This is a genomic window from Streptomyces sp. WAC05374, from assembly GCF_004353505.1.
GTDB lineage: Bacteria > Actinomycetota > Actinomycetes > Streptomycetales > Streptomycetaceae > Streptomyces.
Map to the genome: position 1 here is coordinate 316,436 of NZ_SMNQ01000005.1, position 18,390 is coordinate 334,825.

16 protein-coding genes and 2 tRNA genes are annotated in these 18,390 nt (G+C 71.4%); 9 read left to right on the forward strand and 9 right to left on the reverse strand.

The genetic code is table 11. The annotated features are described in order from the left end of the window. Nucleotides 1-168 precede the first annotated feature (168 nt). A tRNA-Pro gene (locus E2B92_RS13845) sits at nucleotides 169-245 on the reverse strand. Between the two features lie 133 nt (nucleotides 246-378). Here E2B92_RS13845 and E2B92_RS13850 point away from each other — a divergent pair. Then, nucleotides 379-449, forward strand: a tRNA-Gly gene (locus tag E2B92_RS13850). Nucleotides 450-509: 60 nt separating this feature from the next. Here the strand turns inward: E2B92_RS13850 and E2B92_RS13855 are convergent. Both E2B92_RS13855 and E2B92_RS13860 read right to left on the reverse strand, forming a co-directional pair. Beyond that, on the reverse strand, nucleotides 510-875 hold the full coding sequence (locus E2B92_RS13855) for a hypothetical protein (protein ID WP_126886884.1): 366 nt from the start codon (nucleotides 873-875) through the stop codon (nucleotides 510-512). Between the two features lie 72 nt (nucleotides 876-947). Continuing rightward, entirely contained in the window at nucleotides 948-1,142 is a 195-nt protein-coding gene (locus tag E2B92_RS13860; RefSeq protein ID WP_073751199.1) for a hypothetical protein, read from the reverse strand. Between the two features lie 399 nt (nucleotides 1,143-1,541). Here E2B92_RS13860 and E2B92_RS13865 point away from each other — a divergent pair, with 399 nt between their 5' ends. After that, a complete protein-coding gene (locus E2B92_RS13865) occupies nucleotides 1,542-2,660 on the forward strand; it encodes an acyltransferase family protein (protein ID WP_126886883.1) in 1,119 nt (372 codons plus the stop codon). On the opposite strand, the gene E2B92_RS13870 is transcribed toward E2B92_RS13865, so the two are convergent. Together E2B92_RS13870 and E2B92_RS13875 are read right to left on the reverse strand one after the other, a co-directional pair. Then, nucleotides 2,647-3,096 (reverse strand): HD domain-containing protein, encoded by a 450-nt coding sequence (locus E2B92_RS13870; RefSeq protein ID WP_126886882.1) that lies wholly within the window; start codon nucleotides 3,094-3,096, stop codon nucleotides 2,647-2,649. The genes E2B92_RS13865 and E2B92_RS13870 overlap by 14 nt on opposite strands. A gap of 9 nt (nucleotides 3,097-3,105) precedes the next feature. Beyond that, complete coding sequence (locus E2B92_RS13875) at nucleotides 3,106-4,251, reverse strand: PP2C family protein-serine/threonine phosphatase (protein WP_126886881.1); 1,146 nt, start codon at nucleotides 4,249-4,251, stop codon at nucleotides 3,106-3,108. A 106-nt stretch (nucleotides 4,252-4,357) separates the two neighbouring features. On the opposite strand from E2B92_RS13875, the gene E2B92_RS13880 reads away from it, so the two are divergent. Next, on the forward strand, nucleotides 4,358-5,587 hold the full coding sequence (locus tag E2B92_RS13880; RefSeq protein ID WP_126886880.1) for a GNAT family N-acetyltransferase: 1,230 nt from the start codon (nucleotides 4,358-4,360) through the stop codon (nucleotides 5,585-5,587). On the opposite strand, the gene E2B92_RS13885 is transcribed toward E2B92_RS13880, so the two are convergent. Together E2B92_RS13885 and E2B92_RS13890 are read right to left on the reverse strand one after the other, a co-directional pair. Next, the gene (locus E2B92_RS13885; RefSeq protein ID WP_126886879.1) at nucleotides 5,575-6,381 is read right to left on the reverse strand and encodes an Fpg/Nei family DNA glycosylase; all 807 of its coding nucleotides are present in this window, start codon (nucleotides 6,379-6,381) and stop codon (nucleotides 5,575-5,577) included. The genes E2B92_RS13880 and E2B92_RS13885 overlap by 13 nt on opposite strands. A 195-nt stretch (nucleotides 6,382-6,576) precedes the next feature. Further along, complete coding sequence (locus E2B92_RS13890) at nucleotides 6,577-7,065, reverse strand: ribose-5-phosphate isomerase (protein ID WP_126886878.1); 489 nt, start codon at nucleotides 7,063-7,065, stop codon at nucleotides 6,577-6,579. 185 nt (nucleotides 7,066-7,250) lie between these two features. Here E2B92_RS13890 and E2B92_RS13895 point away from each other — a divergent pair, with 185 nt between their 5' ends. Then, nucleotides 7,251-8,684, forward strand: coding sequence for an amino acid permease (locus tag E2B92_RS13895; protein ID WP_126886877.1), 1,434 nt, complete (start codon nucleotides 7,251-7,253; stop codon nucleotides 8,682-8,684). Between the two features lie 87 nt (nucleotides 8,685-8,771). On the opposite strand, the gene E2B92_RS13900 is transcribed toward E2B92_RS13895, so the two are convergent. Next, the gene (locus E2B92_RS13900) at nucleotides 8,772-9,362 is read right to left on the reverse strand and encodes a biotin transporter BioY (protein WP_126886876.1); all 591 of its coding nucleotides are present in this window, start codon (nucleotides 9,360-9,362) and stop codon (nucleotides 8,772-8,774) included. Nucleotides 9,363-9,618: 256 nt separating this feature from the next. Between E2B92_RS13900 and E2B92_RS13905 the strand changes: the two genes are divergently transcribed. The 4 genes from E2B92_RS13905 (at nucleotide 9,619) to E2B92_RS13920 (ending at nucleotide 14,666) form a co-directional block, all read left to right on the forward strand. Further along, entirely contained in the window at nucleotides 9,619-11,052 is a 1,434-nt protein-coding gene (locus tag E2B92_RS13905) for an amino acid permease (protein ID WP_126886875.1), read from the forward strand. Between the two features lie 160 nt (nucleotides 11,053-11,212). Then, on the forward strand, nucleotides 11,213-12,622 hold the full coding sequence (locus E2B92_RS13910) for an amino acid permease (RefSeq protein ID WP_126886874.1): 1,410 nt from the start codon (nucleotides 11,213-11,215) through the stop codon (nucleotides 12,620-12,622). 220 nt (nucleotides 12,623-12,842) lie between these two features. Then, nucleotides 12,843-13,919: a glycerophosphodiester phosphodiesterase family protein gene (locus tag E2B92_RS13915; protein WP_133087538.1), complete on the forward strand. Its 1,077-nt coding sequence runs from the start codon at nucleotides 12,843-12,845 to the stop codon at nucleotides 13,917-13,919. Between the two features lie 102 nt (nucleotides 13,920-14,021). Beyond that, nucleotides 14,022-14,666, forward strand: a complete 645-nt coding sequence (locus E2B92_RS13920) for a superoxide dismutase (protein ID WP_126886887.1) — start codon at nucleotides 14,022-14,024, stop codon at nucleotides 14,664-14,666. Nucleotides 14,667-14,794: 128 nt separating this feature from the next. Here E2B92_RS13920 and E2B92_RS13925 read toward each other — a convergent pair whose 3' ends face one another. Continuing rightward, nucleotides 14,795-15,436 carry a mycothiol-dependent nitroreductase Rv2466c family protein gene (locus E2B92_RS13925; RefSeq protein ID WP_126886872.1) on the reverse strand — a complete coding sequence of 214 codons (642 nt, stop codon included), beginning with the start codon at nucleotides 15,434-15,436 and terminating at the stop codon, nucleotides 14,795-14,797. Nucleotides 15,437-15,591: 155 nt separating this feature from the next. On the opposite strand from E2B92_RS13925, the gene pepN reads away from it, so the two are divergent. Then, on the forward strand, nucleotides 15,592-18,141 hold the full coding sequence (pepN, locus tag E2B92_RS13930) for an aminopeptidase N (protein WP_126886871.1): 2,550 nt from the start codon (nucleotides 15,592-15,594) through the stop codon (nucleotides 18,139-18,141). Nucleotides 18,142-18,390 lie beyond the last annotated feature (249 nt).

Genomic DNA, 18,390 nt, shown 5'->3' on the forward strand with positions numbered 1-18,390 from the left:
GTCTCCTTGGTGGCTGATTCTTGGATTCTGCCGGGCCGCTGGTCGGCGGTTCCGGCGGATTCGGCCCGGTCAGAGAGACACACGGGCACGCAGCTTGCATAGTAACCGCAAGCGGGATGGGGCCCACAATGTGATCTTGGTTGCGCACGTGGTCCGGCGCGTCTGGTGTGGTCGGGGTGGCGGGATTTGAACCCACGGCCTTCCGCTCCCAAAGCGGACGCGCTACCAAGCTGCGCCACACCCCGTCGGTGCGACACGTAGGGTACATGCCCCACGGCGCTGCGTCGGCACCTTAAGGAGTGTGCGACGACCGGGCCCGACCCGCTACGATGACGATGCGTTCGCGCCGCGGTCCCCGTGACCCGCGGTGCGTTGCTCGCGGGCGTAGCTCAATGGTAGAGCCCTAGTCTTCCAAACTAGCTACGCGGGTTCGATTCCCGTCGCCCGCTCCGTCCGGCCGCGGCCCGGGTGGGAGGTCAGGTGATCTCCCTCCGGGCCGCGTCCGCGTTTCAGCCCATGTTCGCCTTGACGTGGGCGATCACCTCGTTGAACTTGTCGGTCGGCGAGATGTCCAGGAACTCGCAGTCCTCCAGGGCCTCAGGCGCGTGGCCGGGCGCCCAGTAGAAGGCCTGGCCCGCCTCGTAGTCGTCCGAGCCGGCGCCGGTGTGCATCCTCAGCCGGCCCTTGAACAGGAAACCCCAGTGGGGGCACTGGCACAGGTCGTCGGGCATGCCCTTCAGCGCGGGGCGCATGTCCGTTCCCCGGGGGAAGGTGATGAAGGCGGCGGTCATGTCACCGCCGATCTCCCGCATCCGCAGCTCCACGCCGTCGCCCTCGATGGCGACGGGAGCCTGCTCGCGCGTCGTTCCCGTCATGGTTCCTCCTCGACTGGCGCCCCTCCTCCAGTCTGGAACCGGCCATGACCCGCCGCGACCGGGGCGAATGGCTCAGAAACTGATCTGGTTGATCGTGGCCGCGATCGAGTCGAGGAAACGCTGTATCGACGGCGCCATGCCGGACGAGGCGAGGAAGAAGCCGAAGAGCACGGCGACTATCGCGGGGCCCGCCTTCAGGGAGCCGCCGCGGATCAGCACCACGAGGATGATCGCCAACAGCAGCACCACGGACAGTGAAATGGCCACAACTGATCACACACCCTCGGTCGGTCCGCCTTGCCGGCCCGGGGGTGCGCGGCCCGGCGCCCCCCGTTCGCTCCATCGTGCCACCAACATCCCCACGTGGGAGGGCCGCTGACACATCGTTCACACGAGGATCGGTCGCGGCCGCGTCCGGGGCGGGCGGCGGACCGAAAAGCAGACTTCGAATTCAATGTGATCGTTTCAGGTCGCACACAGAGTGGTCACAGGAAATTCGCAGCGTGCTCGGCACGTAATTCTCTGTGGCGGAGAGCGTAACGATATGCACCATTTAAGAGGGATTAATTGGGGCATAGGGTGCGGTTGCGGGTGGTGTCAGAAACAAAAGCGCAGGTTTTCCAGCAGGTTTTACGAATGGCCTGGGGCGTGGTTAGGGTGCCTCAAATGTTCCAGGCTGCGCATGGAAATCAGCAGACCCTGCTCCCGCCGGTGCGGGAGCCCGAGACCGGTGCGGACACGCGCGAACGGACGGCGGACAGACCCGGCCGGGACGCGTTCTTCGACAACGCCAAGTACCTGGCGATCGTGCTCGTGGCCATGGCGCACGCGTGGGAGCCCGTCATGGACGGCAGCAGGGCGACCAGGGCGCTCTACATGTTCGTCTACACGTTCCACATGCCGGCGTTCATCGTGATCTCCGGCTACTTCTCACGCAGCTTCGCCGGGCGGCCCCACCAGCTCAAGCGCCTGGTCACCGGACTGGTCGTGCCGTACCTGGTGTTCGAGGTGGCGTACTCGCTCTACCGGCGCTGGGCGGGCGGCACCCCCGACCAGGCCATCAGCCTGACCGACCCCATCTACCTCACCTGGTTCCTGATCGCCCTGTTCGTGTGGCGGCTGACCACGCCCCTGTGGCGCAGCGTCCGCCATCCGCTGGCCCTCGCCCTGGTCGTCGCCGCGCTCGCGTCGCTCACCCCGGGCATCTCCCAGGACCTGGACCTCCAGCGCATCTTCCAGTTCCTGCCGTTCTTCGTGCTGGGCCTGTCGCTGAAGCCGGAGCACTTCGCGCTGGTGCGCCGCCGCCCGGCGCGGCTGCTGGCCGTGCCGGTCGCCCTGGGCGCCCTGGCGTTCACGTACTGGATCGCCCCCGACATCCGGATGAGCTGGTTCTACCGCTCGACCAGCGCCGAGGAACTGGACGCGCCCTGGTGGGCGGGGCCGGTCATGACGTTCGCGCTGTTCGGCTGCGCCCTGGTGCTGACCGCGGCCTTCCTCGCCTGGGTGCCGCGCCGCAGGACCTGGTTCACCGTCCTCGGGGCGGGCACCATCTGCGGTTACCTGCTGCACGGGTTCCTGGTGAAGGGGATGGAGTACTGGGCGCTCGTTCCGGCGTACCGGCTCGACACGCCCCTCGGGCGGGTCGTGGTGACGGTGGTGGCCGCCGTCGCGGTGACCGCGATGTGCACCCCGCCGGTGCGGCGGGCGCTGCGCTGGGTGACCGAGCCGCGGATGGAGTGGGCGTTCCGGGGCGACGCGCGGGAGGCGGGCGTCAGCAGGCGCTGAGGCCAAGCAGGGCCCGCGTGCGCGCGTACTTGGCGGTCAGCCGGGCCCGGGTCGCCTCGTCCAGGACGGCGAGGCGGTCCGGGTCGGCGTTGTGCGCCAGGTCGGCCTCCTTGACCAGGAGGGCGCCCGGCACGGCCAGCACGCGGGCGGTGTACGCCTCGAGCTCCTCGCCCGGCCGCTTGGTGAGCGCCAGCACCATGTCCTTCACGGCCTCGGGGAGCGCGGCGCCCCGGAGCCACTCCTCCGGCAGCCGGTCGTCCTCCACGGCGTCGTGCAGCCATGCCGCGGCGATCTGCTCGTCGCTGCCGCCCCGGGCGCGTACGCCCTCCGCGACGGCCCGCAGGTGCTCGGCGTACGGGCGGCCCGCCTTGTCGGTCTGGCCCGCGTGCGCCTCGATCGCGAGCGCCTCGACCTCGGCCGTCGTCAGATACGTCATGGATGCCCCCTACGCGTCCCGGGTGATCAGCAACAGCGCCCGGTCGTCGTTGACGTCCTTGGCGCACGCCTCGATCAGGTGCCACGCCGAGCCCTCGAAGCCGGACGTCACATGGCGGTCGGCCTCGCCGGTGAGCCGGTCGATGCCCTCGGCGATGTCCCGGTCGGCCGCCTCCACCAGACCGTCCGTGAACAGCATCAGCACGTCCCCGGGCCGCAGCGAGCCCTTGACCGGGTGGAACTCGGCACCGTCGTACACGCCCAGCAGCGGGCCCTCGCCGGCCTTCTCCTCCCACCGGCCGCTGCCCGCGTGGAGCTGCAGCGCCGGGAGGTGTCCCGCCGACAGCAGCTCGTAGTCGCCCGACTCCAGGTCCAGCACGAGGTGGATCGAGGTGGCGAAGCCCTCGTCCCAGTCCTGGCGCAGCAGGTAGCCGTTGGCCGCCGGCAGGAAGCCGTGCGGTGGCAGCGAACCGAGCAGCCCGCCGAAGGCCCCGGACAGGAGCAGGGCGCGGGAGCCCGCGTCCATGCCCTTGCCGGACACGTCGGTCAGGACGACCTCGAGGGTGCGGCCGCCGTTGGTGCGGGCCGCGACCACGAAGTCGCCCGAGAAGGACTGGCCGCCCGCCGGGCGCAGCGCCATCTCGTGGTGCCAGCCCTTCGGCAGCCGGGGCAGGGCGCTCTGGACGCGGATGCGTTCGCGCAGGTCGAACAGCATCGTCCCGCCGCGCCGCCACGGCACGCCGACCCGGGCGCGGAACTGGGCGATCAGCAGCCCGAACAGCCCGCAGGCGGCCACCACCAGGACGGTGCCGGGCGTGACCCGGGCGGCGCCCCCCGGGTAGGGGCCGAGCACGGCGGACTCGACGATCAGGGCGCCGGCGGCCGCCGCGTACAGGCCCAGCAGGCTCGCCGGGCGCAGCAGCAGACCGCCCGCCACGATGGGCAGGACGAGCGCGGAGGGCGCGGCCCACACGGGGGTGGCGATGGTGAGCAGGGTGATCGCCGGGATGGTGAGCAGCAGCCCGGCCAGGGCGATCCAGTCGGAGCCGTCGCCGCGGAAGTAGTCGACGCCGGATTTGCGCAGCGCGACCTTGACCCGGCGGGCGGACTTCCGCATCCGGGCCAGGTACGCGTCCACTCGTGCGCTACGGGCCATTGGCCTGGACCCTATCCACCCGGTGGGGCCCCGTGCAGGGGGACCCCTGTGACATTGCGTTCGAAATTGGGTCGCCGCGGGGAACGGTGCCTGATACGCATGGCATATGACGACAGACTTACGCGTGCTGCGGCCGGCCGAATGGGACGAGTGGTACGGGCAGTTGGAGCTGGCCTTCGGCGGCGTACTGGAAGCCCGCCAGGAGCGCGAGCTGTGGCAGGCGCTCACCGAGTGCGAGCGCTCGGTCGGCGTCTGGGACGGCGACGTGTGCGTCGGTACGGCGGGGGCGTTCACGTTCCGGCTGTCGGTGCCGGGGGGCGGTCTGGTGCCCGCGGCGGGCGTGACCATGGTGAGCGTGGCGCCGACGCACCGGCGGCGCGGCGTCCTCACGTCGATGATGCGGCGGCAGCTCGACGACGTCTTCGCCTGGGGTGAGCCGCTGGCCGTGCTGACGGCGTCGGAGCCGGTCATCTACGGGCGGTTCGGGTACGGCGTCGCCACCCGGCAGATGCGCGCGGAGATCGACACGAATCGGGTGCGTCTGTCCGTGCCGCCCGGGACGGATGACGTAGCGCTGCGGCTCGTCGCGCCGTCGGAGGCGAGCGCGGCGTGCGAGGCCGTGTACGCGCGGCTGGTTCCCGGGCGGCCGGGCATGCTCGCCCGCCGCCCCGGCTGGGAGCGGCTCCCGCTGCTCGACCCACCGGGGGTCCGGGACGGGGCGTCGGCGCTCCAGTGCGTGCTGGCGGAGCGGGACGGCGAGGCCGTCGGGTACGCGCTGTACAGCACGAAGCCGGAGTGGTCCCCGGCCGGGCCGCAGGGGACGGTGCGGCTGCGTCACATGGGCGCGCTGGACCCGGCGGCGTACGCGGCGGTGTGGCGGTTCCTGTGCGGGATCGACCTGATGTCGACGGTCCAGGTGCCCAACCGTCCGGTGGACGACGCCTGGCAGCACCTGGTGTCGGACGTCCGGCGCTGCGACCTGCGCGTCCAGGACGGGCTGCACCTGCGGGTGGTCGACCTGCCCGCCGCGCTGGAGGCGCGGACGTACCTGGCGCCGGTGGACGTGGTCCTGGAGGTGGAGGACTCCTTCTGCCCGTGGAACACGGGGCGGTGGCGGCTGTCGGGCGACGCCAAGGGCGCGACGTGCTCACGCACGGACGACCCCGCGGAGCTGACCCTGTCGGTACGGGAGCTGGGCGCGGCGTACCTGGGCGGGGTGTCCCTGGCGTCCCTGGCCGGCGCGGGCCTGGTGCGGGAGGTGCGGCATGGCGCGCTGGCCGAGGCGTCGCTCGCCTTCGGCTCCCCGGTCGCGCCCTGGCTGCCTCACGGCTTCTGACAGGTGGGGCACCAGAACAGGTTGCGGGCGGCGAGACCGGCGGTGCGGATCTCGCCGCCGCAGATGTGGCAGGGCAGCGTGGCCCGTCGGTAGACGTACACCTCGCCGCCGTGGTCGTCCACCCGGGGCGGCCGGCCCATGGCCTCGGGGGTGTGCTCGGGGCGGACGGTGTCGATGCGGTTGTCGCGCACGCCCTCGCGCATCAGCGCGACGAGGTCGGCCCAGATCGCGTCCCACTCGGCCCGGGTGAGGTCCTTGCCCGCCCGGTAGGGGTCGATGCCGTGCCGGAAGAGGACCTCGGCGCGGTAGACGTTGCCGACGCCCGCGAGGACCTTCTGGTCCATCAGCAGGGCGGCGACGGCGGTACGGCTGCGGGAGACGCGCCGCCACGCCTTGTCGGGGTCGTCGCCGTCGCGCAGCGGGTCGGGGCCGAGCCGCTCGTGTATCGCCCGCTTCTCCGGCCCGGTGATCAGGGCGCAGGTGGTGGGGCCGCGCAGGTCCATGTACGCCCCGGCGCCGGCGATCCGCAGCCGCACCGTGTCGGTGGGCGGCGGCGCGGGCGCGTCCCCGAAGCCCACCTTGCCGAACAGCCCCAGGTGGATGTGGACCCAGCCGGCCCCGAACCCGAGGAACAGGTGCTTGCCGTGGGCGTCGACGCCGTCGAGGACCTGCCCGTCGATCAGCGCGGCGCTGTCGGAGAACTTGCCCTGCGGGCTGGTGACGCGCACGGGGTGCCCGCCGAAGCGCGCGAGGTGGTCCTCGGCGAGGCGGTGGATCGTATGCCCTTCGGGCATGGGTGTACGTCTCCTACGGTGTTCGTTTCGGCGAACCGGCCCCCGCCCGGCCTGCGGCCCAGGGAGGTGAGCCCGGAGGGGCCGCGCGCCCACCCATCAGCGGGTGCCGCCCCGGGGCGCGACGGGAACGCGCACGGCCCCGGGGGTCACCGGGAAAAGGCGCCGCCCCAGTCCCGCTGTGCCCACAGCGAGAGGTCAGGCCTGCTGGGGGTGGTGGGGCGGGATGGGGGGGAGGTCGCCGGTGGTCTCGTAGGCGGAGAGCATCTCGATGCGGCGCGTGTGGCGCTCCTCGCCCGAGTACGGGGTCGCGAGGAAGGTCTCCACGAACTTCGTGGACTCCTCCAGGGAGTGCATCCGCCCGCCGATCGCCACGACGTTCGCGTTGTTGTGCTCGCGGCCGAGCGCGGCCGTCTGCTCGCTCCAGGCCAACGCCGCCCGTACGCCCTTGACCTTGTTCGCGGCGATCTGCTCGCCGTTGCCGGAGCCGCCGATGACGATGCCGAGGCTGTCCGGGTCCGCGGCGGTCCTCTCCGCGGCGCGCAGGCAGAACGGCGGGTAGTCGTCCTGGGCGTCGTAGATGTGGGGGCCGCAGTCGACGGGCTCGTGGCCGTGGGCCTTGAGCCACTCGACGAGGTGGTTCTTGAGTTCGAAGCCGGCATGGTCGGAGCCGAGGTACACGCGCATGGGCACGAGTGTGGCACGCCCCACGTCCCCGGCGCCGCCCGGGGGCCTTCCGGGGGCCTTTCCGGGGGCCTTTCCGGCGGGCGTCGTATCACGATCCGGAATCGGAGGGTTCCGGCCTCTTGCCCTGTCGGGTTTCAATGCACGGGCTCGTCACCCGAGCGCCGCACAGACGTTAGGAATCGTCCATGACCATGCAGCCGACCCTGCATAAGGAAGGCGGAGAGGCCGGAGAACCCGGTACTCCGCAGTCCTCCGACGGTCTCAAGGCCGGACTCAAGAACCGTCACCTTTCCATGATCGCCATCGGTGGAGTGATCGGCGCAGGCCTGTTCGTCGGGTCCTCCGGCGGCATCGCCAAGGCCGGTCCCGCCATCCTCATCTCGTACATGCTCGTCGGCGCGATGGTCGTCTTCGTGATGCGGATGCTGGGCGAGATGGCCGCCGCCAGCCCGAACTCCGGCTCCTTCTCGGCCTATGCCGACCGCGCGCTCGGCCGCTGGGCGGGCTTCTCGATCGGCTGGCTGTACTGGTTCTTCTGGGTGGTGGTGCTGGCGGTCGAGGCGACCGCGGGCGCCGTGATCCTGGAGGGCTGGATACCGGCCGTTCCGCAGTGGGCCTGGGCACTGATCGTGATGGTGGTCCTGACGGCCACCAACCTGGCCTCCGTCGCGTCGTACGGCGAGTTCGAGTTCTGGTTCGCGGGCATCAAGGTCGTCGCCATCGGTGCCTTCGTGGTCATCGGTCTGCTGGCCGTGTTCGGCTTCCTGCCGGGCTCCGACAACCCGGGCGCGGGCCTCGCGCACCTCACGGACTCCGGCGGTTTCTTCCCCAACGGCGCCGGCGCCATCCTCACCGGTGTGCTGATGGTCGTCTTCTCCTTCATGGGCAGCGAGATCGTCACGCTCGCCGCCGGTGAGTCGGAGGACCCGCGCCGCGCGGTCACCAAGGCCACCAACAGCGTGATCTGGCGCATCGCCGTCTTCTACCTGGGCTCGATCTTCGTCGTCCTGACGCTCCTGCCCTGGAACGACAAGGCGATCGTCGAGAAGGGCTCGTACGTCGCCGCCCTGGACTCCATCGGCATCCCGCACGCGGGCCAGATCATGAACGTGATCGTGCTGACCGCCGTGCTGTCCTGCCTGAACTCCGGCCTGTACACCGCTTCCCGCATGGCGTTCTCGCTGGGCGAGCGCGGTGACGCGCCGAAGGCCTTCGCCAAGGTCAACGCCAAGGGCGTGCCGACCGCCGCGATCCTGGGCTCCGTGGTCTTCGGCTTCGGCGCGGTCTGGGCGAACTACGCGTACAAGGACACGGTCTTCGACTTCCTGCTGAGCTCCTCCGGCGCCGTCGCGCTCTTCGTCTGGCTGGTGATCTGCTTCACCCAGCTCCGGATGCGCGGCATCCTGATGCGCGAGGTGCCCGAGAAGGTGACGGTGAAGATGTGGCTCTTCCCGTACCTGACGTGGGCGACCGCCGCGATGATCACCTTCGTGCTGGGCTACATGGTCTACGACAAGGACAACCGCGAGGTGGTGCTGTCCTCGATCTTCGTCGCGGTCGTCGTCGTGACCATCGGCGTCGTGCTCGACCGGGCCCGCAAGAAGCAGGTCGACGCCTGACCGGTCCTTCCCGGAACGGCGAAAGGCCCTCCGTCCACCACCGGGTGGACGGAGGGCCTTTTCGCGCGATCGGCCAAGGTGGGCGCGTCAGTCCCGGCCCTTGCGGCCGATGAGCTTCCAGGCCGTGGGCAGCACGCCCATCGCCAGCGCCGCCTTGAGCGCGTCGCCGATCAGGAAGGGCGTCAGGCCCGCGGCGACCGCCTGCGGCAGGGACATGCCCGTGGCGAGGGCCAGGTACGGCACGCCGACGGCGTAGATGATCAGGGAGCCCAGCGCCATGGTGCCCGCCATGCGCGCCATCGAGCGGTCGGCACCGCGCCGCGCGAGGGCGCCGACGACGGTGGCGGCGAGCAGCATGCCGAGGATGTAGCCGAAGGACGGCATGGCGTACCCGGAGGTGGACTGGGCGAACCACGGCATTCCGGCCACGCCCGCCACCGTGTACAGGGCGAGGGAGAGGAAGCCGCGCCGGGCGCCGAGGGCGGTGCCGACGAGCAGGGCCGCGAAGGTCTGGCCGGAGACCGGGACCGGTGAGCCGGGGACGGGGACGGAGATCTGGGCGGCGATGCCGGTGAGCACGGCGCCGCCGGCGACGAGCGCGATGTCACGGGCGCGGCTGGCCGGGAGGAGGTCGGCGAGGACCGCTCCGGTACGGACGGGGGCGACGGCAGTGCTCATCGGGGCTCCGGCGAGTGTGAGGGGACAGTGCGGGACAGGCCGACCGTAATGCACGAGTGAACGCTCGATCACCGTCGGTCGACGACAAAGCGCCTGACGCGGCGTTGGTGGAGTTCACACAAAGGACCGGCGATATGCCTCGATGGGCGTGACGCTCATCACTTGGGACGACCGGGTGGACGGTCCCTTTTGCGCCGGGAGGGAGTCACCGGAGAGACTGTGGGGTCCTTCCAAACACCCTGAGAGTACGAGCGCCATGCACGACGCCCCGCCCACGCCGCTGGCCCCGGCGCCCGAGCCCCTGTCGCACGGGCTGAAGCAGCGGCACCTGACGATGCTCGGCCTGGGCGGGGTGATCGGCGCCGGGCTGTTCGTCGGCTCGGGCGCGGGGATCGCGGTCGCCGGTCCCGGCATCGTGCTGTCGTACCTGATCGCCGGCGCGCTCGCGATGCTGGTCATGCGGATGCTGGGCGAGATGTCGGCGGCGATGCCCGCGTCGGGCGCCTTCTCCGTGCACGCCGAGCGGGCGCTGGGCCGGTGGGCCGGGTTCTCGGTGGGCTGGCTGTACTGGTTCCTGCTGGTGGTCGTGCTGGCGGTGGAGGCGACGGGCGCGGCGCGGATCGCCAGTGGCTGGGTGCCGGGCGTGCCGCAGTGGGCCTGGGTGCTGGTCTTCATGGTGGTGTTCACGGTCGCCAACCTGGCGGCGGTGAAGAACTTCGGTGAGTTCGAGTTCTGGTTCGCCGCGCTCAAGGTCGGCGCGATCGTGCTGTTCCTGGGCCTCGGGGTACTGGCCATCGGCGGATGGCTGCCGGACACGGAGCCGGTGGGGCTCACCAACCTGACAGGGCAGGGCGGTTTCCTTCCCAACGGCTGGGACGGGGTCGTCTCCGGGGTGCTCGCGGTGGTGTTCGCGTTCGGCGGCCTGGAGGTGGTGACGATCGCCGCCGCCGAGTCGGAGGACCCGGCCCGCAATGTGGCGCGTGCGGTGCGCAGTGCGGTGTGGCGCATCCTTTTCTTCTATGTCGGCTCGATGCTGGTCGTCGTGACGCTGCTGCCGTGGACGGGGATCGAGCCGGGGCAGAGCCCGTACGTCGCGGTGCTGGACGCGATCGGCGTGCCGGGCGCCGGCCAGATCATGAACGTGGTGGTGTTCGTCGCGCTGCTGTCGGCGCTCAACGCCAACCTGTACGGGTCGTCCCGGATGATCTTCTCGCTCGCGGAGCGGGGGGAGGCGCCGAAGGGGCTGCTCGCGGTGTCGGGACGGGGGTCCCCCCGCTCGAGCGAGGCCGAGAGTGGCGGAGGGGTGCCGCGCCGGGCGGTGCTGGCGTCGGTGGCGTTCGGCTTCGTCTCCGTACTGCTCAATCTGGAGTGGCCGGATTCCGTCTTCCTGTACATGCTGAACGCGGTCGGGGCCGTGCTGCTGTTCGTGTGGGGCCTGATCGCGGTGTCGCAGTTGCGGCTGCGGCGGCGCATCGAGCGCGAGGCACCGCAGACGCTGAGCCTGCGCATGTGGGGCTTCCCGTGGCTGACGTGGACCGCGCTGGCGGCGATGGCGGCGGTGCTGGTGCTGATGCTGCTGGACGACGGGTCGCGACCGCAGGTGCTGTGGTCGGGGGCGGCGACCGGCACGGTGCTGGCGGTGGCGTGGGTGCGGGAGTGGCGTACGCGACCGCGTAATGGAGCAATGTGATGATTGTGTGCGCAATCCTTCACATTGTGTGAGCACCGTGTCCGTATAGCGGGCGGATGTTCCCTGTGAGCGGTGCCCCCGCCCAGACTGTGGGCCGGCCCCGACTCGTGGGCCGCACACGTTTCCGCACCCCGTCTCAGCTACTGAACAGGGCACGCCCATGTCTCGGACCACAGCGCCCGCCGACGCGACGCCGGTCACGCCGGCGCCGGCCGACGCGCCGCTCTCCCACGGCCTCAAGCAGCGCCACCTGTCGATGATCGCCCTCGGCGGCGTCATCGGCGCCGGGCTGTTCGTCGGCTCCGGCACCGCCATCGCGGCCGCCGGGCCCTCGATCGTTCTCGCGTACGCGGTCTCCGGCGCGCTCGTCATGCTGGTGATGCGCATGCTGGGCGAGATGTCGGCGGCCAACCCGGCCTCCGGTTCCTTCTCGGTGCACGCCGAGCGGGCCATCGGGCCGTGGGCGGGCTTCACGGCGGGCTGGTCCTTCTGGTTCCTGCTGTGCGTGGCCGTGGGCCTGGAGGGAATCGGCGCCGCCAAGATCATGGTCGGCTGGTTCCCGGGGACGCCCGAGTGGGCGTGGGTGGCCCTCTTCATGGTGGCGTTCTGCGTGACGAACCTCGCGGCCGTGAAGAACTTCGGTGAGTTCGAGTTCTGGTTCGCCGCGCTGAAGGTCGGCGCGATCGTGCTCTTCCTCGGCATCGGCGCGCTGGCGATCGCGGGCGTGCTGCCCGGCACGGACTCCCCCAGCACGGCGAACCTGACCGGTCACGGCGGCTTCATGCCCAGCGGCTCCGAGGGCCTGATCGTCGGTCTGCTCGCCTCCGTCTTCGCCTACGGCGGTCTGGAGACGGTCACCATCGCGGCGGCCGAGTCCGAGCACCCGGTGCAGGGCGTCGCCAAGGCCGTGCGCACGGCGATGTGGCGGATCGGCGTCTTCTACATCGGCTCCATGGCCGTCGTGGTCACCCTGCTGCCGTGGACCGACAAGGCCGTCGCCGAGAAGGGCCCGTACGTCGCCACGCTCGAGCACCTGGACATCCCGTACGCGGGTCAGATCATGAACGTCGTGGTGCTGGTCGCCCTGCTGTCGGCGATGAACGCCAACATCTACGGCGCCTCCCGCATGGCCAACTCGCTGGTCGCCCGCGGCCAGGGCCCGAAGGCGCTCGGCAAGATCTCCGGCGGGGTGCCGCGCGTCGCGGTGCTGATGTCGTCGGTCATCGGCTTCGTCTGCGTGCTGCTCAGCTACTGGCGCCCCAACGACGTGTTCCTCTGGCTCCTGAACATGATCGGCGCGATCATCCTGGTCGTCTGGATCTTCATCGCGGTCTCGCAGCTCGTGCTGCGCCGCAAGCTGGAGCGCGAGGCGCCCGAGAAGCTGGTCGTGCGGATGTGGGCGTACCCGTACCTGACGTACGCGGCGCTGGCGGGCATGGCGGCGGTCTTCGTGCTGATGGCCCGTGAGGAGGGCACCCGTGACCAGCTCTACGCCACGGGCGCTCTGACCCTGGCGCTCGCGGTGACCGGCTACCTCGTGCAGCGGAACCGTCAGAAGTCCGGCGCCTGACGGCCCGGCAGAAGTCCGGCGGGGCCTGACGGCCCGGCGGTGAGCGGAAGAAGGGGCCCCGGCGCGCGACGCGCCGGGGCCCCTTCACGTGCGGGCCCGGCGCGCCGGCCGCTCCCGCGCCCGCCGGGCCCCTCCCGTGCCGGTACGGCGGGTGAAGACCGGCCGCACGGCACGTGAAGTGCCCCGGCGGGCGGCGCCGGGATGCCTACCGTGCCGCGGTATGAGACGTCGCTCGGTACTCCTCGCGGCGGGCGCGACCGCCGCCGCCTCCCTGTCCTCCCCCGCCCCCTCCCACGCCGCCGCGCCCGCCCGCCGGCCCCTCGTGATCGGCCACCGGGGCGCGGCCGGCTGGCGCCCCGAACACACCGCCGCCTCCTACACGCTCGCCGTCGAGACCGGCGCCGACTGGATCGAACCGGACCTCGTGCCGACCCGGGACCACCATCTGGTGGTGCGCCACGAGAACGAGATCTCGGGCACCACGGACGTCGCCCGGCGCCCCGAGTTCGCCGGGCGGCGCACCACGAAGACCGTCGACGGGCGGGCCGTCACCGGCTGGTTCACCGAGGACTTCACGCTCGCGGAGCTGAGGACCCTGCGGGCGGTCGAGCGCCTGCCCCTCGTACGGAACCGGAACACCGTCTTCGACGGGCACCAGCGGGTGATGACCTTCCAGGAGGTCGTCGGGCTGGCGCGCACGCTGTCGAGGCGCCACGGACGGACCGTCACGGTCTTCCCGGAGACCAAGCACCCGACGTACTTCCGCTCCCTGGGCCTGCCCCTGGAGCCGGTACTCGCCGACGCCGTGCGCCGCCTCCGGCTCGGCCCGCGCGAGTGCGTGATCCAGTCGTTCGAGCCGTCCAGCCTGCTGCGGCTCGCCGGCGAGGGGCTGGGCGTGCCGCTCTGGCAGGCGCTCGGCACCAGCGGCGGCCCGTACGGCCACCCTCTGACGTACCGGGACATGATGAGCCCGGCCGGGCTGCGCCGGATCGCCGCGTACGCGCGGTGGATCGGCCCCGACAAGTCGTCCCTGGTGGCGCCGTCGACGCTCGTGGCGGACGCGCACGCGGCCGGGCTGAGGGTGGGGGCGTACACCTTCCGCGCCGAGAACCAGTACCTGCCCGCGGAGCTGCGGCGCGGCACCGACCCGCACGCCTTCGGTGACGCCTTCGCCGAGTACGCCCGCCACTTCGCCCTCGGGGTGGACGCCGTGGTGACCGACTTCCCGGACCTGGCGGCGGTCGCCCGGGAGGCGTGCCGGACGCGCCCCCAGGACGCGCCGGGACTCGTGTCCTAGGACGAAGGGCTGATCAACTTCCGGGCCCTCCTGCTGTTAGCCTGCACTTGCACAAGATTTGCAATAAGCAGCAACATGCAGCAGCAGTCGGAGGGCTCGGACATGGCGATCTACACACTTCCTGAACTTCCGTACGACTACGCGGAGCTCGAGCCGGTCATCAACCCGCAGATCATCGAGCTGCACCACGACAAGCACCACGCCGCTTACGTCAAGGGCGCGAACGACACCCTGGAGCAGCTCGAGGAGGCCCGCGACAAGGAGCAGTGGGGCTCCATCAACGGCCTGGAGAAGAACCTCGCGTTCCACCTCTCCGGCCACATCCTGCACTCCATCTACTGGCACAACATGACCGGCAAGAAGAACGGCGGTGGCGGCGAGCCGCTGGCCGCCGACGGCGTGGGAGAGCTCGCGGACGCCATCGCCGCGTCCTTCGGCTCCTTCGCCAAGTTCAGGACGCAGCTCTCCAAGGCCGCCGCGACCACCCAGGGCTCCGGCTGGGGTGTCCTGGCGTACGAGCCGGTCAGCGGCCGCCTGATCGTCGAGCAGGTGTACGACCACCAGGGCAACGTCGGCCAGGGCTCGGTGCCGATCCTCGTCTTCGACGCCTGGGAGCACGCCTTCTACCTCCAGTACAAGAACCAGAAGGTCGACTTCATCGACGCGATGTGGGAGGTCGTCAACTGGCAGGACGTGGCCAAGCGTTATGCCCAGGCCAAGGAGCGCACGCCACTGATCGCGCCCTGACGACGGCGCCGTGAAACGTCCTGCTCGTGATCGTCTTCTCAACCTTCACCGGGCAGGCGGATGAGGGAAGGCCCCCTGTGAGGACGGGACTCACAGGGGGCCTTCCGTGTACGGGTGCGCGGCCGGCGCTACAGGTTGCTGAAGTCCGGGCCCTGGGTGCGGGTCCGCTTGATCTCGTAGAAACCGGGGATCGACGCCACCATCAGCGTGCCGTCCCACAGCCGGGCCGCCTGCTCGCCCTGGGGGGCGGGGGTGACGACCGGGCCGAAGAAGGCGATCTGCTCGCCGTCCGGGCCGGGCACCGCGATGACCGGGGTGCCGACCTCCTGGCCCACCTTGCTGATGCCCTCGTGGTGGGAGGCGCGCAGCTCGGCGTCGTAGGTGTCCTTGTCGGCGTACTCGGCGAGCGACACCGGCAGGCCGGCGTCCTCCAGCGCCTCGCGGATCGCGGTGTGCGTCGGGCCCTCGCCCTTGTTGTGGAAGCGGGTGCCGAGCGCGGTGTAGAGCTTGCCCACCACCTCGTCGCCGTGGAGCTGCTGGGCGGCGACGACGACCCGGACCGGGCCCCACGCCTGGGTCTCCAGCATCTCGCGGTACTCCGGCGGGACCTCGTCCAGCTTGTCCTCGTTGAGGACCGCGAGGCTCATCACGTGCCAGCGGACGTCGACCGGGCGGACCTTCTCCACCTCGAGCATCCAGCGGGAGGTCATCCACGCCCAGGGACACAGGGGGTCGAACCAGAAGTCGGCGGTGGTCCTGCTCTCGGACATGTCTCTCCTCGTGGTCTGCGCGGGATGCACGCGGGTCGCGCCGGGATCGTCCCTCGTGCAACGCCGGACCGCGCAAGGGCATTCCCGCATACCGCGCGTCAGTGGTGCGTGGCAGGATCGCTCCTGTCACAACGAGCCACGAAGGAGTGCCGCCCGTGCCCGGTGAGAATCTGTCCCGCGACGAGGCCCGCGCGCGGGCCGAGCTGCTGTCCGTCGACGGGTACGAGGTCGCCCTCGACCTGCGGTCCGCCGTCGGGGAGAGCGAGGCCGAGCGGCGTACGTTCCGCTCGGTGACGACCATCCGGTTCCGCCGCACCGCGCCCGGCTCCGCCACCTTCGTGGACCTGATCGCCCCGTCCGTGACCTCGGTCACGCTCAATGGGCGGGAGCTGGACCCGGCGGCCGTGTTCGACGGCTCGCGGATCGCGCTGGACGGCCTCGCCGACGAGAACGTGCTGGTGGTGGACGCCCAGTGCGCCTACAGCCGCACCGGTGAGGGGCTGCACCGGTTCGTCGACCCGGAGGACGGCGAGGTCTACCTCTACACGCAGTACGAGCCGGCCGACGCGCGGCGCGTGTTCGCCAACTTCGAGCAGCCCGACCTAAAGGCGCCGTACCGCTTCGAGGTGACGGCTCCCGAGGGCTGGACCGTGTGGAGCAACGGCGCGGAGGAGTCGCGCGAGGGGGGCGTGTGGCGGTTCGCCGAGACGGCGCCGATCTCGACGTACATCACCTGCGTGGTGGCCGGCCCGTACCACTACGTGACGGACACCTACCGGCGCGGCGACCTGGAGATCCCGCTGGGTGCCATGTGCCGCAAGGGCCTGGCCAGGCACTTCGACGCGGACGACGTCTTCCTGATCACCAAGCAGGGCTTCGACTTCTTCCACGACAACTTCGACTACCCCTACCCCTTCGGCAAGTACGACCAGGCCTTCGTGCCCGAGTACAACCTGGGCGCCATGGAGAACCCGGGCATGGTCACCTTCCGCGAGGAGTACATCTACCGGGGCAAGGTGACGCAGGCGGCGTACGAGCGCCGGGCGAACGTCATCCTGCACGAGATGGCGCACATGTGGTTCGGCGACCTGGTCACCATGAAGTGGTGGGACGACCTGTGGCTGAAGGAGTCCTTCGCGGACTTCATGGGTTCCTTCTCGCTCGCCGAGGCGACCCGTTTCACCAACAGTTGGGTGACCTTCGCCAACAACCGCAAGGCGTGGGCGTACCGCGCCGACCAGCTCCCCTCCACACACCCGATCACGGCCGACATCCGTGACCTGGAGGACGCCAAGCTGAACTTCGACGGGATCACCTACGCCAAGGGCGCGGCGGTCCTCAAGCAGCTCGTGGCGTACGCGGGCCGGGACGCGTTCCTGGAGGGCGCCCGCCGCTACTTCAAGCGCCACGCCTACGGCAACACCCGCCTCGGTGACCTGCTGTCGGTGCTGGAGGAGACGTCCGGCCGGGACATGAAGGCCTGGTCGCGGTCGTGGCTGGAGACCTCGGGCGTCAACGCCCTGACGCCGGTGGTGTCGTACGGTGCGGACGGCCGCGTCGCGGAGCTGGCCGTGCTCCAGGAGGGCGAGGTGGCGCGGCCGCACCGGGCGGCGGTGGGGCTGTACCGGCTGTCGCCGGAGGGCGAGCTGGTGAGGTACGCCCGCGCGGAGGTGGACGTCACCGGGGAGCGGACCGTGGTGGCGGAGCTGGCGGGGCGGGAACGCCCGGCCCTGGTGCTGGTGAACGACGACGACCTCACGTACTGCAAGGTCCGCTTCGACGAGGACTCGCTCGCCACGCTGCGGGCGCACCTGGGCGGTCTGAAGGACCCGCTGGCGCGGGCGCTGTGCTGGTCGGCGCTGTGGAACCTGACGCGGGACGCGCTGCTGCCCGCACGGGACTTCGTGGCCCTGGTGCTGGCCTTCGCGGGGCGCGAGTCGGACATCGGTGTGCTCCAGATGCTGCACGCCTGGGCCCGCTCGGCGCTGGTGCACTACGCGGCGCCGGCGTGGCGCGAGGAGGGCGCCGGGCTGCTGGCCGGGGGCGCGCTGCGGGAGCTGCGGGAGGCGGAGCCGGGCAGCGAGCACCAGCTCACGTGGGCGCGGTTCTTCGCCGCGACGGCCGCCTCGGAGGCGGACTTCCAGCTCCTGGAGGGGCTGCTGGAGGGCACGGCGAAGATCGACGGGCTGGACGTGGACCAGGAGCTGCGCTGGACGTTCCTGGAGCCGCTGGCCGCGCACGGCCGCGCGGACGAGGCGGCGATCGGGGCGGAGCTGGCGCGCGACGACACCGCGTCGGGCAAGCGCCACCAGGTGCGCTGTCTGGCGGCCCGCCCGTCGCAGGCCGTGAAGGCCCAGGCGTGGGCGCAGCTCGTCGAGTCGGACGCGCTGTCGAACGCGCTGGTGGAGGCGACGATCGCGGGCTTCGTCCAGCCGTCGCAGCGGGAGCTGATCGCCCCGTACGCGCCGCGGTACTTCGCGGCGATCGAGCGGGTGTGGGCCGAGCGGTCCATCCAGATCGGCATGGACGTGGTGCGGGGCCTGTTCCCGTCCCTCCAGGACGACCCGGCCACCCTGGAGGCCACCGACGCCTGGCTCGCCGCCCACGAGTCGGCCGCCCCGGCGCTGCGCCGCCTGGTGCTGGAGGCCCGCGACGACCTGGCCCGCGCCCTGCGCGCCCAGGCCCGGGACGCCGCGGCGGGCTGACGCCCGGTCACGCCCCGCCGGGCCCCGCACGGGGGGCTCCCCCGTTGCGGACGGTCGTCCCGCAGGGGCCCGGCACCGGGCGGGGGTGCCGGGCACCGGGCGCGCCGTCGCCGGGAGGGCGTCACGGCGCCCGGGTGCCGGCCCCCGCCGGGGGGCGTAATCGCGTCCGGGCGGGGCACGCTCCTGGGGCGCGCCCCGGGGCGCCGGCCGGGAATCGGGCGTCCGTTCCCCGGCCGGGCGAACGTCCGG

Bases quoted from the DNA above. Each gene is read 5' to 3' on its own strand.
- E2B92_RS13855 (WP_126886884.1), bottom strand. From the start codon at position 875: ATGACGGGAACGACGCGCGAGCAGGCTCCCGTCGCCATCGAGGGCGAC.
- E2B92_RS13865 (WP_126886883.1), top strand. From the start codon at position 1,542: ATGTTCCAGGCTGCGCATGGAAATCAGCAGACCCTGCTCCCGCCGGTG.
- E2B92_RS13870 (WP_126886882.1), bottom strand. From the start codon at position 3,096: ATGACGTATCTGACGACGGCCGAGGTCGAGGCGCTCGCGATCGAGGCG.
- E2B92_RS13875 (WP_126886881.1), bottom strand. From the start codon at position 4,251: ATGGCCCGTAGCGCACGAGTGGACGCGTACCTGGCCCGGATGCGGAAG.
- E2B92_RS13880 (WP_126886880.1), top strand. From the start codon at position 4,358: ATGACGACAGACTTACGCGTGCTGCGGCCGGCCGAATGGGACGAGTGG.
- E2B92_RS13885 (WP_126886879.1), bottom strand. From the start codon at position 6,381: ATGCCCGAAGGGCATACGATCCACCGCCTCGCCGAGGACCACCTCGCG.
- E2B92_RS13890 (WP_126886878.1), bottom strand. From the start codon at position 7,065: ATGCGCGTGTACCTCGGCTCCGACCATGCCGGCTTCGAACTCAAGAAC.
- E2B92_RS13895 (WP_126886877.1), top strand. From the start codon at position 7,251: ATGACCATGCAGCCGACCCTGCATAAGGAAGGCGGAGAGGCCGGAGAA.
- E2B92_RS13900 (WP_126886876.1), bottom strand. From the start codon at position 9,362: ATGAGCACTGCCGTCGCCCCCGTCCGTACCGGAGCGGTCCTCGCCGAC.
- E2B92_RS13905 (WP_126886875.1), top strand. From the start codon at position 9,619: ATGCACGACGCCCCGCCCACGCCGCTGGCCCCGGCGCCCGAGCCCCTG.
- E2B92_RS13910 (WP_126886874.1), top strand. From the start codon at position 11,213: ATGTCTCGGACCACAGCGCCCGCCGACGCGACGCCGGTCACGCCGGCG.
- E2B92_RS13915 (WP_133087538.1), top strand. From the start codon at position 12,843: ATGAGACGTCGCTCGGTACTCCTCGCGGCGGGCGCGACCGCCGCCGCC.
- E2B92_RS13920 (WP_126886887.1), top strand. From the start codon at position 14,022: ATGGCGATCTACACACTTCCTGAACTTCCGTACGACTACGCGGAGCTC.
- E2B92_RS13925 (WP_126886872.1), bottom strand. From the start codon at position 15,436: ATGTCCGAGAGCAGGACCACCGCCGACTTCTGGTTCGACCCCCTGTGT.